Here is a 12,999-nt window from a genome sequence, read left to right as displayed (position 1 = left end):
GGCCTTTCGGAGTGCGCGGACTGGCGGACTAGGAGAAGAGAGGCAGGGTGGAGGCGATCGCGACGTGCACGGTCGTTCCGCCGACGACGCTGAGGACGGCGTTCTTGCGCCAGATGTGCAGTGCCGCGGTGGTCACCAGGGCGGCCGCGGCTGCCGCGGTCTGCGGCGCGATGTCGACCGGTGTGTGGCGCAGGGTGTAGAAGGCCAGAATCGTCAGCACGCCGACGGGCATGCTCTCGTTCAGGTACGGCAGCAGTGCGCTGTGACGGATCGGCGCGAGGAAGGCGAACGGCGCTGCCCGAAGCGCCCAGGTGACGGCCGAGGAGACGAGTACGGCCGTGATGATGTACGTCGGCTCAGGCATGCGCGCTCCTGCGCTTGACGCGGGTGAGCGCGTACTGGATGAGCAGGATCGCGACGAAGGCGGTCATGGCGGCCACGAGCATTCCGTCCCCGAACAGCAGGTACGAGCCCAGGGCGCACAGCAGCGCGATGACGGGCGCAGGGACACTGCGCCGGACGCGGAACGCGTCGATGGTCAGGACGAGGAAGAACGCCGTGACCGCGAAGTCCAGCCCGACGACGCTGTCCGGGATCAAGGTCCCCACCAGGGCGCCGACGGTGACAGCAGCTACCCACATGACCTGAAGCGCCGCCTGAATCGTCAGGATGCGCCGCCTGCTCCAACGCTGCGCCTGGGGACCGGTGGTCAGTGCCCACGCCTCATCTGTGAGCGTGAACGTGGAGTACACCTTCGCCCCGCGCCCGTGCACTCGATGCAACGGGAACGACAGCGCGTAGAACACATGGCGGAAGTTCACCAGGAACGCCGTTGCCGCGATCTGCGCCAGCGGTGCCACGGCCACCACCATCCCCAGAACCAGGAACTCCAGCGAACCCGCGAAGATCACCGTCGCGAATACCGGGCCCCACCACCATGCCAAGGGCGACTGGGACACCACGACGCCGAAGGCCAACCCCATCGGCAGGGCGGCCAGCGCCGCAGGCGTGACGATGCGCAAGCCTTCCCGAACCTCGTTGCCGAGGCCCGTGGTCGGTGAGGGAGGAGGGCTCGTGGAAGGGGCGACCGCCGGGGAAGTCATTCGACAATTTTATGTCAGTATCGGGAGCAAATGATTGCCATAGATGGGTGCATAATGCTCGAATGGGCAACGCCAGGAAGCTTGATGCCACTGACAGAGCAATTTTGTTTCAACTCTCCAAGGACGGTCGATTGAGCAACGTCGAGCTGGCCGCTCGGGTCGGTCTGACTCCGGCGCCCTGTCTGCGCCGCGTCAAACGCCTGGAGGAGGAAGGGGTGATCACCGGCTATCGGGCCAGGATCGATCCCGTTGCCGCGGGCCGGCCCTTCTGCGTGGTCATGTCTGTGGAGATCACCATGACCAACAGGCAGACGGTGGAGCAGTTCGAGCGAGCTGTCGCCGCGTTCGACGAGGTCACAGAGGTCCGTCGAGTCTTCGGTGTGCCCGACTACATCATCCGCGTCGACGTCGCAGACGGGAACGCGTACGAGCGGTTCCAGACCGAGAAGATGACGCAGCTCCCCGGCGTGCACCGCATCGTGTCGCACCAGACCATGAAGCTGATCAAAAGCTTCGAGTGAGCCTCGCTCGCTGCTGCACATGGAAAGCGGGCGGTCCACCGGCCCTCCTGGCGACGGCCGGAGTCGGTCATTCCCCAGCGGTACCGTTCGGTTCGCACAGGGAACGCCACCGACTCGTCCTGCTGGTGCTCGGCGGCACGGTCGCCGCTGGCGGCTGACGCCCGTCGCCAACCAGGCACTGCGGCGGGCCGGGTGCCGTCAGCGTCACTACACTCGCTGAAACCCGCCCACCAGGAGTCAAGGACCGATGCAGCACACGATCACGCCTGACGGGGTCCGTATCGCCTACCAGGTCCAAGGTGCAGGAGCGCCGCTCGTTCTGCTCGCGGGCCAGGCGAACAACCACCAATGGTGGGACGGGGTACGCGAAGACTTCCACGCCGACCGCAGCACCCTCACGCTCGACTACCGCGGTACGGGCGAGAGCGACAAGCCCGACAGGCCCTACAGCACCGAGGTCTTCGCGCAGGACGTGATCGCGGTGCTCGACGAGCTCGGTGTCGACCGGGCCGACGTCTACGGCACGTCCATGGGCGGACGCGTGGCCCAGCAGCTCGCGGCCCGTCATCCGCACCGGGTGCGCGCCCTGGTACTCGGCTGTACGTCGCCCGGCGGCCAGCACGGCGTCGAACGCGACAACGACGTGCGCAGGTCGCTGGTACAGACGCAACCGGGTGCGGCGCGACAGGCCCTGCTCGACCTGATGTACACCCCGGCCTGGCTGGCGACCCACCCCGGCCCCTACCGGACACTCGGCGACCCGGCCATGCCCGCCTACGCCCAGCGCCGCCACCTGGCGGCCAGTAACCAGCACGACGCGTGGCACCTCCTGCCCGGCATCAGCGCACCCACTCTGGTCGTGCACGGCAGCGACGACCTGCTCAACCCCGCAGCCAACGCTCCCCTGCTCGCCAGCCGCATCCCCGGTGCCCGGCTTCACATGATCCCCGGAGCGCGGCACGCCTATTTCGAGGAGTTCCGCGCCGTCGCAAGCCCGCTCGTCCTGGACTTCCTCACCACACTGCCGCACCAGTGACAGGGAACCGGCAGTCTCCGCAGGGCAGCCGGTCAGCGACGGTCGTGGCCTCTACACCACCACCAACGAGGTCGAGTCGAACAGGTGACGGGCCGGCCGCGCAAGGCTGCAAGATCATCTCGTGGCCCCTTTTTGCCAGCGCCGATCTGCCGCTCATGTTCGCTGGACCTACTGCTGCAGATGAACGGCGGCTCGTCGGAGCCAGCCCAACCTGATCATCCCCACCGCCAAGAGCTAGGGGCAGAGCCCCCGCGCGGCCAGCATCTGCCGGGCCCTCGCCGAGCAGGAGAAGGCGCAGGCGCACTCCGAGGCCATCGAGGCGGCCCACGCCGACTTCGCAGTCCTCCAGTCTGCCGCCGATGTCCTGCGGGCCCGCGCAACCCGGGGGCTGGCCGAGCGGCGCTGGCCAGGGGGCAAAGCTGAAGTCAGCTGTCCAGCCCACAGTACGAGGGCTCCACGTCCGAGTGATGATGCTCTGCGACAACATGCTCTGCTGAGACACCGCACTCTGCCTAACTCAGGCGTCTCCGGGTGGCCAGCGTGACTCGGTCGGCCAGATCGGGCGGTGCCGCCGGGTTGCGCACGAACGCCGTGACCGAGTCGCCGGACCGTAGGGTCACGTCGACGACGTGCCGACCGGTGAGCCCGGTCGCGCCAAGGACGAGCAGCTTCAAAGCAGCCATGAAGTTTCCCCGGTCGGCGAGTTCAGCGAGACGTGATGTCCGCCACAGGCCGCAGCTGGGAAGGGGACACGATGGCGTGCCGTAACGCGACACGCACCAGATGCTCAGCCCTGGTGCAAAGCGACACGACCTGCGGGGGACACGATCTCTGCTGAAACAACCATCGCCACATCCCACGTCCAGCGCACTACGGAAACGGCGAGGCAACTGCCGTAGCAGCCAGGGGTGGTAGTGGGCGTTGTGATCCCAGGGATGGGCGGCGTTGAAGCGGTGGAGGGCACTGAGAAGGCGGGCCGTGAAGGTCATCGTCATGGACCCAGTCAAAACCAGCAACAGCGCCGAAGGCCGGGCGCCCACCCACCGGCCGGAGGCAACCGCGCTACCGTCGACACCATGAACCACGCCCAGCTCACCGCCCTAGGCCGGGCCCTGCGGCTGCTCGGGGAGCACGGGGAAGCGCTCAACCCCGACACCCCGGACGCCCGGCTGCACGAGGTCAAGGCCGATCTGCGACGGGCCCTCGACCTGCTGGACGAGACCGTCGGCACCGGCGCGCCCACCACCCGCTGCCCCGAGCATCCGCACGGGCCCGTCGACGAGAGCGCCCCCGATCTCTGTCTGCTCTGCGAGACCCGGCGCCGGGCCGCCCGGCGGTCGGAGTACCAGAGCGGCAGGCCGCAGTCGGCCGAGGCCGCCGCCAAGGCCCCCTCCCGTTACGGCGTCCGCGCCGACCGCCCCCAGCCCCAGCAGCGATGGCTGCCGGAGGCGTGGAACGGGCGCGAGTGGGAGCTGTGCGGGACGCCCCGGCGGGACCGGCACGAGGCCGAGGCGTATCTGGCCGCCCAGCGACGCGGATCCCGGCCCGCCATGGCGTACCGGCTCGTGCACGAGTTCACCGACTACGAGGTGCTCCGGATCTGGGGGACGCCGGTACAGGTCGACATCGAGCCCTTGGGCAACCTCTAGCCGAGAAGGGGCAGGGGCGGGAAGTCGTACCCCTCCCACAGGAGCCTGCTGCGCTCCTCCGGGTAGGCCGTGACCTTCGGCTCCGCGTCCAGGACCTGCACCAGGCGGGCCTCGGTGTCGTACGCCGGCCAGCCCGGGTCTCCCGTGCGGGCGAACGACGTCCACGCGCGGCGGAAGCGGGCGGACAGCTCCTCCGCCTCGGCGGGTATGTCACCCCTGGCGAACAGGAGATTCCCGAGGTCGGCGCGGAAGGTGCCGAACAGCAGGGCGATGTCCAGGGCGTGGCAGGCGCCCAGGGCGCCGCCGTTGCCGGGCGCCTCCCAGGTGAGTTCGTAGACGTGGGCCCGGCCGCCGCCCGCCAGCTGGGCCTGGGCGAGGTGCAGGGTCGGTATCGCGAACAGCCAGTCCGTCTGGACCCGTTCGTACAGCTCGGAGGCGGACGCGTCCGGGAAGGCCGCCCGGTAGGCCCGCTCGCCCGCCTCGCCGCCCGGGGCCAGCAGGCGCAGGGTCGCCGTCGCCCGGTCCTCCGTGATCTTGCCGAGCATGGCGCCCAGGACCAGGAACAGGCGGTACTCGTCACGGTTGTGGCCGGTCAGCAGGTCCACGTCCCTGGCCGCGCCCGCCGCCAGGGCCTGCCAGGGGGTGGTGGGCAGGACATCGCCGTCCACGACCGGGGAGAAGGGCGTGACCGTCGGGGCCGCCTGGCCCCACCGGTCCGCGTACTGGAGCATCTTGGCGCTCAACGCCTGCCCCGCGTCCGGCAGCCGGCGGGGGTCCACCGCGGCCAGATCCGCCGCCGTGGGCCGTCTGCCCGCCTCCGCCGCGAGCGCCTCGGCCATGTCGCGCGCCAGCTCGGCGGAGAAGTACGTGCCCGGCACGCTCTGTGCCACCGCCCGCCGGAACAGGCCGCGGGCCCTCGGCATCGCCAGCAGCGAGGCCACCGACCCCGCTCCGGCCGACTCGCCGAAGACGGTGACCTGGCCGGGGTCGCCGCCGAACGCCCCGATGTTCTCCTGCACCCACTCCAGGGCGGCCACCTGGTCCAGCAGGCCCCGGTTGGCCGGCGCGCCCTCCAGCAGGGTGAACCCTTCTATGCCCACCCGGTAGTTGAAGGTGACCACGACGACGTCACCGTCCCGGGCGATGCGCTGTGCGTCGTAGCCGGGCTGGCCGGAGTGGCCGGCCTTGTAGGCGCCGCCGTAGATCCACACCATGACCGCGCGGGCGGCGGACGGGTCCGCGTCGGGCGTCCACACGTTCACCGTCAGCCAGTCGTCGCCCGTGGGGCCGGTCGCCTCGCCCGTACGGCCCAGCAGGCCCGCCTCCTGGGGAGGAGGGGGCCCGAACGCGTACGCCTCCCGGGTGCCGTCCCAGGGCCGGGCCGGGCGCGGGGCCTGGAACCTGGCCTCGCCGACCGGGGGTTCGGCGAAGGGGATGCCGCGGAAGACCGCCAGACCGTCCTCGTGGCGGCCGCGCACCGCTCCGGAGGCGGTGCGCACCACGGGTCCGGCGGTCTCCGCCGCCCGGGCCCCGGACTCGCTCGTCGTCATGCTCGCTCCTCACTGGTCATCAGGGGAACGGACGGGAACGATCACAAGTGCCCGGCCGGCTCAGCCACTTCAGCTCAGCGTCTGCAGCGCGGCCGCGTCGTAGGGCTTCAGCTCGTCGAAGCGGTCCGCGAGCACCTTCGCCGCCCACTCCGGGTCCTGGAGCAGCGCGCGGCCGACGGCGACCATGTCGAACTCGTCGGCCTCCAGGCGGTCCAGGAGGTTGTCGATGCCCTTGACCGGGGAGCCCTCGCCCTGGAAGGCGTTGATGAAGTCGCCGTCGAGGCCGACCGAGCCGACGCTGATGACCTGCTTGCCGGTGATCTTCTTCGTCCAGCCCGCGAGGTTCAGGTCCGAGCCGTCGAACTCGGGCAGCCAGTAGCGGCGGGTGGAGGCGTGGAAGACGTCGACGCCGGCGGCGGCCAGCGGGGTGAGGATCGCCTCCAGCTCCTCGGGGGTCTCGGCGAGACGGGCGCCGTAGTCCTGCTGCTTCCACTGCGAGTAGCGGAAGAGAATCGGGAAGTCGGGGGAGACGGCCTCGCGGACCGCCGCGACGATCTCCGCCGAGAACTTGGTACGGGCCACCGGGTCGCCGCCGTAGGCGTCGGTACGGCGGTTCGTGCCGGCCCACAGGAACTGGTCGAGAAGGTAACCGTGGGCGCCGTGGATCTCCACGCCGTCGAAGCCGATGCGCTCGGCATCGGCCGCCGCCTCGGCGTACGCGGCGACGACGTCGTCCAGGTCCTGCTGGGTCATGGCCTTGCCGGTCCGCTCGGCACCCTCGGTGACCAGCCCGGACGGCCCGACAGCGGGAGCGTCCGGGTAGGGGGCGTCGCCCTGCTTCCGGACCATGCCGATGTGCCACAGCTGCGGCACGATCGTGCCCCCCGCCGCGTGCACCGCCTCGGCGACCTTCGCCCAGCCGGCCAGCTGCTCCTCCCCGTGGAACCGGGGCACACGGTCGCTCTGCCCCGCCGACTCGTGCCCGACGTACGTCCCCTCGGTGACGATGAGCCCGACACCGGCGGCGGCACGGCGCGCGTAGTACGACAGCACGTCCTCGCCCGGGACGCCGCCCGGGGAGAACATCCTGGTCATCGGCGCCATCACGATCCGGTTGGGGACGGTGAGGCCGTTGAGGCTGATGGGGCGGGACAGTATCTGGGCCGCGCGGGAGGCGGGGGGCGTGACGGTCACGTGGGGGGCTCCTCGTGAGTGACTCTGCTAACCGACTGGTATGTGTGCACGCATTGTTGCAGCTTCTTAAGTAATCGCCTATGCGGTACCCCACATTCCGCACCCGGTGAGGTCTTCATGTGATCCCGGGCACACGAAGCCGGGTCTCCCGGTTCAGCCGCCGCACCCGTTCCCGCAGCACATCGCCGGGCGACGCGGGTCCGGCAGCCTCCGGTGGACAGTCCCACTCACACCCGCCACCCACGGGCCGCAGCTGCACGTAGCCGCCCACGCGCCCCATCACCTCGCCGAGCCGGCCGTTCCGCGCGTCGACAGCGTACGAGCCGACCGCGGGCCCGCCGCCCGTCATGCCCCACCGCCACTGGCCGCCGTGCGCAGGGCAGCCGCCAGCCGCGACGCCACGCCCAGGTTGCAGCGGCCCAGGCTGACCAGGGCGTACGGGTGGCCGGACGCGCCTGTCACCGGGTCGATGCCGAGCGACGGCAGGACGATGCCGACATCGTGCAGAGCCACACGCAGTTGTTCCACGGCCTCCTCGGCCGTCCGGGCCGGCCGGTGGCTCTCCGTCATCTCCGTCATGTCTGCGCCTCCACGGTGAGTGTTCGGGTTCACCACACAGCGTGGTCACAGCGTCGCTAGCCTGGCCAGATACGGCGCCCCAACAACCCCACGTGTGTGACAGGGAGTTGCGCATGGCAGGACCGAAGGACCTCGACCCGTCTTCATCGCCGCGCGCTCTGCTGGGAGCGGAGTTACGCCACGCGCGCGAGAAGGCCGGGCTAAGCCAGGAGGAACTGGGCCAACGGCTGTTCGTGAGCGGGTCGTTCATCGGGCAGTTGGAGGCGGGGACTCGGCGGATGCAGGTGGAGTATGCACGGATGCTGGATGAAGTCCTGGGGACGGAGGATTTCTTCCAGCGGAACTGCGCGGCAGTGGCCAAGTCGAAGTATCCGGAGCACTTTGCGGAGGCCGCCGAGGCGGAGGCGGTGACTACGGCGATCAGGCAGTACGCGCCGCTGCTCATTCCGGGGCTGCTCCAGACGTCCGCCTACGCACGAGCGGTATGCCGGGCGTACCAGCCGACGGCACCCGAGGAGGACATCGACAAGCTGGTGACCGCCCGGATAGAGCGCGCCCGCATCCTCGACAACCCAACAGAACCTTTGTTGTGGGCGGTCATTGACGAGGCCGCGTTACGCCGGGTGACGGGCGGACCCAAGGTGATGGCGGAGGCTCTGCGCCACATCGCCGACTTGTCGCGCAGAGGCCGCGCCATCGTTCAGGTGCTGCCGTTCGGCGCGGGGGCGCACGCGGCGATGCAGGGCGCGATCAAACTGATGGACTTCGAGGACGCCCCTCCGCTGGTGTACTTCGAAGGGGTCGGCACCGGAAGGCTGGAGGACGACCCGGCCATCACCAGGCACCAGCGGTTCACCTATGAACTTCTCACGGCCTGCGCACTCTCGCCGCAGAACTCCCTGGTCCTCATCGAGACGATGGCGCAGGATTACGCACATGAGGACCATGCCTGAGTGCGATCTGGACGGGGCCGTCTGGTTCAAGTCCAGCTACAGCGGCGGCGACGGCGGCGACTGCCTCGAAGTAGCCGACGGCCACCCCACCCTCGTCCCCGTCCGCGACTCCAAGACCCCCCACGCCCCGAAGCTCGTGTTCCGGGCGGAGGCCTGGTCGGCGTTCGTCGAAAACCTCAGGAGTCTCGGCGCTTGAGCCTCGGGCGTCGAGCCCCGAGCCCTCTTTTCAAGGAACGGGTGGAGGGCCTCAACCCACCCTCCCACCCGGCGAGTTGACCCGACGCATTCGGCTTGCCACACACGGTGACGATCCTCTAGCGTGCCCGCATAACGAACAGCCCCCGTCAGGTGCTACCAACACCTGCGGGGGCTTGACCAACGAGACCGGACAGGACCCGATCCCGTGGCTGACGCCAAGCTTAGTGCTGCCCTCCTGCCCGCGCACGCCTCCCCGCACCCGATGGCCAATCCGGGCTACGGCAAGCGCTCCACGCCGGACCAACTCCCCCGTACCAACCACGACTTCGCACACTTACCTCCCCGTGAAGCCGCCATCGCCGCGTACATCGACCGCCTTCCCGCCGGCGCCGACATCTCCGTGAAGACGCTGGCCAAGACGCTCCCGTACGGCCAGTGCGCGCTGGGCACGGCCCTCAACCGACTCCAGGCGGCAGGGCACTTACGGCGAGGAAGGGAGCGGCTGGAGACAGAAGGCGGCGGCTCCCGCTGGATCACCCGATCGTGGTGGTCCCGTACGGCACGTAACGACACCTGGTGGGCAGCGTTCACACGCGGCGACGTACCGGAACCGGAGCAGCCACCGGACGAACGCGCCCGCCCCACCCGCTCCCGCGCCCACATCCTGCTCGCCGCCCTGGGTCGTACGGCCCCGGCCCTGTCCCTCTCCGCCGCCGACTGCGCGGCTCTCGCCCCGCTGGTGGAGGAGTGGTTCGCGCGCGGGGCCACCGAAGAGACGCTCCTGGCCGCGCTGACCGCAGGCCTGCCGACGCCCGTTCATAGCCCGGCGGCCCTGCTCCGTCGCCGGTTGACCGACAAACTCCCGCCGGAACCGCCCGCCCCACGCCCACCCCGCCGAGTCCTGGAGTGCGCGGAGTGCGGAGTACCGGGGTGCCCGGAAGCACTGCCGGGGGGCGTGTGCGGCGGCTGCCGAGGCGAACGCGCGCCGACGCACTCCAACGCGCCCCTGCCCGCTTCAGCGGTCCAAGTCCACGCTGCCGAGATCCGCGCTGCGATGTCCCTCAAACGACGAGAAAGGGCACCCGTATGACGGCTTCCACGGTCCGACAAGACCACTCAGGGGCACGATGGAGGGGAGGAGGCGACGCCATGACCCCTGACACCGAAGAACGCCCGCAGATGTCCGTCGAGGACTTCGAGGAACTCGTCCGCAGGGCTCCGAGGGAGCTGCGGAACCGTCTGGAGTTCCTCGGCGGAAGGCTGTGTATCCGGCACGGCCCGCTCGATGTCGAGGAGTTCGAGGAGCTGGCCGAGGCCGCACCCGAAACCGTGCGGCTTGAGTACATCAACGGAAAGGTAGTCGTAAAGGCCATGCCGGATGGCAACCACGGCGAGATCTTCATGTGGCTGCTACGTCAGTGCATGCAGCAGCGCCCCGAGCTGAACCTCATGCCCGAGAGGGGCGTCAAGGCCGAGGCCTACCGCAAGGGCCGCGCCATCACGGACGGTTTCCTCGCACCCGTAGGCCACTTCAGGGGCCACGGCAACTGGTCCGACACCGACGGCGCCCTCATGGCCGTGGAGATCACCTCCCGTGACCGCGACACGGACAAGCGCGACCGCATCGACAAGCCCGTCGGCTACGCAGAAGCCGACATCCCGGTCTACCTCCTCATCGACCGCGACAACAACGCCATCACCGTGTACAGCGACCCCAAGGACGGCCGCTACCAGCAGTCCCCGTCCTATGCCTGGGGCGCCACCGTCGAACTCCCACCGCCGGTGATCATCACCCTGGACACCGAGGAACTCAAGGACTACGCCGACTGACCTCAACAAACGCCCGAGGGCGGCACCCCCAGCCAGAAGCTGGAAGCACCGCCCTCGGTCCGAAGGACAGGCGATCAACCGTCAGGTCGATCAGAAGTCCATGTCACCGCCCGGCATGCCGCCCGGAGCGGCCGCGGCGGCCTTCTCCGGCTTGTCGGCGATGACGGCCTCGGTGGTGAGGAACAGCGCGGCGATGGAGGCGGCGTTCTGCAGGGCAGAGCGGGTCACCTTCGCCGGGTCGATGATGCCCTCGGCGACCAGGTCGACGTACTCGCCGGTCGCGGCGTTCAGGCCGTGGCCCGGGGTCAGGTTGCGCACCTTCTCCACCACGACACCGCCCTCGAGGCCGGCGTTGACGGCGATCTGCTTCAGCGGGGCCTCCAGGGCCAGCTTCACAGCGGCGGCACCGGTGGCCTCGTCGCCCTCCAGCTCCAGCTTCTCGAAGACACCCGAGGTCTGCAGCAGGGCCACGCCACCACCGGCGACGATGCCCTCCTCGACGGCGGCCTTCGCGTTGCGGACGGCGTCCTCGATGCGGTGCTTGCGCTCCTTGAGCTCCACCTCGGTGGCGGCACCGGCCTTGATGACCGCGACACCGCCGGCGAGCTTCGCCAGGCGCTCCTGCAGCTTCTCGCGGTCGTAGTCCGAGTCGCTGTTCTCGATCTCGGCGCGGATCTGGTTCACCCGGCCGCCGACCTGCTCCGAGGCACCGGCGCCGTCGACGATGGTGGTCTCGTCCTTGGTGATGACGACCTTGCGGGCGCGGCCCAGGAGGTCCAGGGTCGCGTTCTCCAGCTTGAGGCCGACCTCCTCGGAGATGACCTCGCCGCCCGTGAGGATGGCGATGTCGCCGAGCATGGCCTTGCGGCGGTCACCGAAGCCCGGGGCCTTGACGGCGACGGACTTGAAGGTGCCGCGGATCTTGTTGACGACCAGGGTCGACAGGGCCTCGCCCTCGACGTCCTCGGCGATGATCAGCAGCGGCTTGCCCGACTGCATGACCTTCTCGAGGAGCGGGAGCAGGTCCTTGACGGAGCCGATCTTGGAGTTCGCGATGAGGATGTACGGGTCCTCGAGCGACGCCTCCATGCGCTCCATGTCGGTCGCGAAGTAGGCGGAGATGTAGCCCTTGTCGAAGCGCATGCCCTCGGTGAGCTCGAGCTCCAGACCGAAGGTGTTGCTCTCCTCGACGGTGATGACGCCTTCCTTGCCGACCTTGTCCATGGCCTCGGCGATCAGCTCGCCGATCTGGGTGTCGGCGGCGGAGATGGACGCGGTGGAGGCGATCTGCTCCTTGGTCTCCACGTCCTTCGCCTGCTCCAGCAGGGCGGCGGAGACGGCCTCCACGGCCTTCTCGATACCGCGCTTCAGAGCCATCGGGTTGGCGCCCGCGGCGACGTTGCGGAGGCCTTCCTTGACCAGGGCCTGGGCCAGGACAGTCGCCGTCGTCGTGCCGTCACCGGCCACGTCGTCCGTCTTCTTGGCGACTTCCTTGACCAGCTCGGCGCCGATCTTCTCGTACGGGTCCTCGAGCTCGATCTCCTTGGCGATGGAGACACCGTCGTTGGTGATCGTGGGGGCGCCCCACTTCTTCTCGAGGACGACGTTGCGGCCCTTGGGGCCGAGCGTCACCTTCACGGCGTCCGCGAGCTGGTTCATGCCGCGCTCGAGGCCGCGCCGCGCCTCCTCGTCGAACGCGATGATCTTGGCCATGTGAAGTGGTCCCTCCAGGACTGGGGGTGATTCCTTCGGACCGCGCCCGCGCCCGCGACGGACGGCTCGCCGACCTGTGGTTCCTTGCCCCACCTGGCCTGCGGGCCTCACCGACCCGGTCCTTCTTTGTCACTCTCACCTTCAGAGTGCTAACGCCAATGATTAGCACTCGGCACCCCCGAGTGCAAGCGCCTCGGGCATGCCGGAGGGGGCCTCAGCCGCGCGCGAACAGGGAGCGGCGGGCACGACGAAGGGCCCGTACCCCAGGAGGTACGGGCCCTTCGAAGATGAACAGAAGAACGTCGCTGTCAGTCGACGCGTGCTTCAGCTGGTCGCCAGACGGACCATGTCCGCCTGCGGGCCCTTCTGACCCTGCGAGATCTCGAAGTCGACCCGCTGTCCCTCTTCCAGGGTGCGGTAACCGTCCATCTGGATCGCGCTGTAGTGGACGAAAACATCCGCACCACCGTCGACCGCGATGAAGCCGTACCCCTTCTCCGCGTTGAACCACTTGACGGTGCCCTGAGCCATGCCTAACTCCCCTATTACTGGCCCTTGCACAGATCCACACTTCGCGGACCCGGGTCAGACCTCACCCCCCATTGGTCGGGGGCGTGCGCCGGAACGCGTCGACCGCGGCTGAATGTATCTGTCCAACTGCCGTCTGCAACAG

General features: G+C 69.3%; 16 protein-coding genes and 1 pseudogene. 7 read left to right on the top strand and 10 right to left on the bottom strand.

Annotated elements, in window-relative coordinates; translation table 11 throughout:
* Positions 1-28 precede the first annotated feature (28 nt).
* Both BEK98_RS15720 and BEK98_RS15715 read right to left on the bottom strand, forming a co-directional pair.
* Positions 29-364, bottom strand: a complete 336-nt coding sequence (locus tag BEK98_RS15720; protein WP_094217134.1) for a branched-chain amino acid transporter permease — start codon at positions 362-364, stop codon at positions 29-31.
* Positions 357-1,022, bottom strand: a complete 666-nt coding sequence (locus BEK98_RS15715; protein WP_244201868.1) for an AzlC family ABC transporter permease — start codon at positions 1,020-1,022, stop codon at positions 357-359. Before BEK98_RS15715 ends, BEK98_RS15720 begins: the two co-directional genes overlap by 8 nt.
* Positions 1,023-1,165: 143 nt before the next feature.
* On the opposite strand from BEK98_RS15715, the gene BEK98_RS15710 reads away from it, so the two are divergent.
* Both BEK98_RS15710 and BEK98_RS15705 read left to right on the top strand, forming a co-directional pair.
* Positions 1,166-1,624: an Lrp/AsnC family transcriptional regulator gene (locus BEK98_RS15710; protein WP_094217132.1), complete on the top strand. Its 459-nt coding sequence runs from the start codon at positions 1,166-1,168 to the stop codon at positions 1,622-1,624.
* Positions 1,625-1,871: 247 nt separating this feature from the next.
* The gene (locus BEK98_RS15705) at positions 1,872-2,660 is read left to right on the top strand and encodes an alpha/beta fold hydrolase (RefSeq protein WP_094217131.1); all 789 of its coding nucleotides are present in this window, start codon (positions 1,872-1,874) and stop codon (positions 2,658-2,660) included.
* A gap of 512 nt (positions 2,661-3,172) precedes the next feature.
* Here BEK98_RS15705 and BEK98_RS15700 read toward each other — a convergent pair.
* Positions 3,173-3,343 (bottom strand): NAD(P)H-binding protein, encoded by a 171-nt coding sequence (locus BEK98_RS15700; RefSeq protein WP_341868974.1) that lies wholly within the window; start codon positions 3,341-3,343, stop codon positions 3,173-3,175.
* Positions 3,344-3,490: 147 nt separating this feature from the next.
* Positions 3,491-3,649, bottom strand: a pseudogene (locus BEK98_RS49970) (SAM-dependent methyltransferase); the annotation flags it as partial.
* A gap of 87 nt (positions 3,650-3,736) precedes the next feature.
* Here BEK98_RS49970 and BEK98_RS15690 point away from each other — a divergent pair.
* Positions 3,737-4,309 carry a hypothetical protein gene (locus BEK98_RS15690; protein WP_094217130.1) on the top strand — a complete coding sequence of 191 codons (573 nt, stop codon included), beginning with the start codon at positions 3,737-3,739 and terminating at the stop codon, positions 4,307-4,309.
* Here BEK98_RS15690 and BEK98_RS15685 read toward each other — a convergent pair.
* From BEK98_RS15685 to BEK98_RS15670, 4 genes are all read right to left on the bottom strand, one after another.
* Positions 4,306-5,859, bottom strand: a complete 1,554-nt coding sequence (locus tag BEK98_RS15685; RefSeq protein WP_094217129.1) for a carboxylesterase/lipase family protein — start codon at positions 5,857-5,859, stop codon at positions 4,306-4,308. The two genes, BEK98_RS15690 and BEK98_RS15685, sit on opposite strands and share 4 nt — an antisense overlap.
* A gap of 69 nt (positions 5,860-5,928) precedes the next feature.
* Positions 5,929-7,053 carry an NADH:flavin oxidoreductase gene (locus BEK98_RS15680; protein WP_094217128.1) on the bottom strand — a complete coding sequence of 375 codons (1,125 nt, stop codon included), beginning with the start codon at positions 7,051-7,053 and terminating at the stop codon, positions 5,929-5,931.
* A gap of 115 nt (positions 7,054-7,168) precedes the next feature.
* Positions 7,169-7,402 carry a hypothetical protein gene (locus tag BEK98_RS49965; protein ID WP_094217127.1) on the bottom strand — a complete coding sequence of 78 codons (234 nt, stop codon included), beginning with the start codon at positions 7,400-7,402 and terminating at the stop codon, positions 7,169-7,171.
* A complete protein-coding gene (locus tag BEK98_RS15670) occupies positions 7,399-7,632 on the bottom strand; it encodes a hypothetical protein (protein ID WP_094217126.1) in 234 nt (77 codons plus the stop codon). Before BEK98_RS15670 ends, BEK98_RS49965 begins: the two co-directional genes overlap by 4 nt.
* Before the next feature lie 113 nt (positions 7,633-7,745).
* Between BEK98_RS15670 and BEK98_RS15665 the strand changes: the two genes are divergently transcribed.
* The 4 genes from BEK98_RS15665 (at position 7,746) to BEK98_RS15650 (ending at position 10,613) form a co-directional block, all read left to right on the top strand.
* Positions 7,746-8,585 (top strand): helix-turn-helix domain-containing protein, encoded by an 840-nt coding sequence (locus BEK98_RS15665; protein ID WP_094217125.1) that lies wholly within the window; start codon positions 7,746-7,748, stop codon positions 8,583-8,585.
* A complete protein-coding gene (locus tag BEK98_RS15660; RefSeq protein ID WP_094217124.1) occupies positions 8,569-8,781 on the top strand; it encodes a DUF397 domain-containing protein in 213 nt (70 codons plus the stop codon). Before BEK98_RS15665 ends, BEK98_RS15660 begins: the two co-directional genes overlap by 17 nt.
* 264 nt (positions 8,782-9,045) lie before the next feature.
* The gene (locus BEK98_RS15655) at positions 9,046-9,873 is read left to right on the top strand and encodes a hypothetical protein (RefSeq protein ID WP_094217413.1); all 828 of its coding nucleotides are present in this window, start codon (positions 9,046-9,048) and stop codon (positions 9,871-9,873) included.
* 59 nt (positions 9,874-9,932) lie between these two features.
* Positions 9,933-10,613 carry a Uma2 family endonuclease gene (locus tag BEK98_RS15650; protein ID WP_244201867.1) on the top strand — a complete coding sequence of 227 codons (681 nt, stop codon included), beginning with the start codon at positions 9,933-9,935 and terminating at the stop codon, positions 10,611-10,613.
* Positions 10,614-10,703: 90 nt separating this feature from the next.
* On the opposite strand, the gene groL is transcribed toward BEK98_RS15650, so the two are convergent.
* Entirely contained in the window at positions 10,704-12,326 is a 1,623-nt protein-coding gene (groL, locus tag BEK98_RS15645; protein ID WP_094217123.1) for a chaperonin GroEL, read from the bottom strand.
* Between the two features lie 324 nt (positions 12,327-12,650).
* Positions 12,651-12,857: a cold-shock protein gene (locus BEK98_RS15640; RefSeq protein ID WP_019057200.1), complete on the bottom strand. Its 207-nt coding sequence runs from the start codon at positions 12,855-12,857 to the stop codon at positions 12,651-12,653.
* Positions 12,858-12,999: the final 142 nt, after the last annotated feature.

This window comes from Streptomyces diastatochromogenes (genome assembly GCF_002242805.1).
In the GTDB taxonomy this organism is placed as follows: domain Bacteria; phylum Actinomycetota; class Actinomycetes; order Streptomycetales; family Streptomycetaceae; genus Streptomyces; species Streptomyces diastatochromogenes.
The sequence above is the reverse complement of the archived record's forward strand: the minus strand, read 5'-3'. Positions and strand labels throughout refer to the sequence as shown.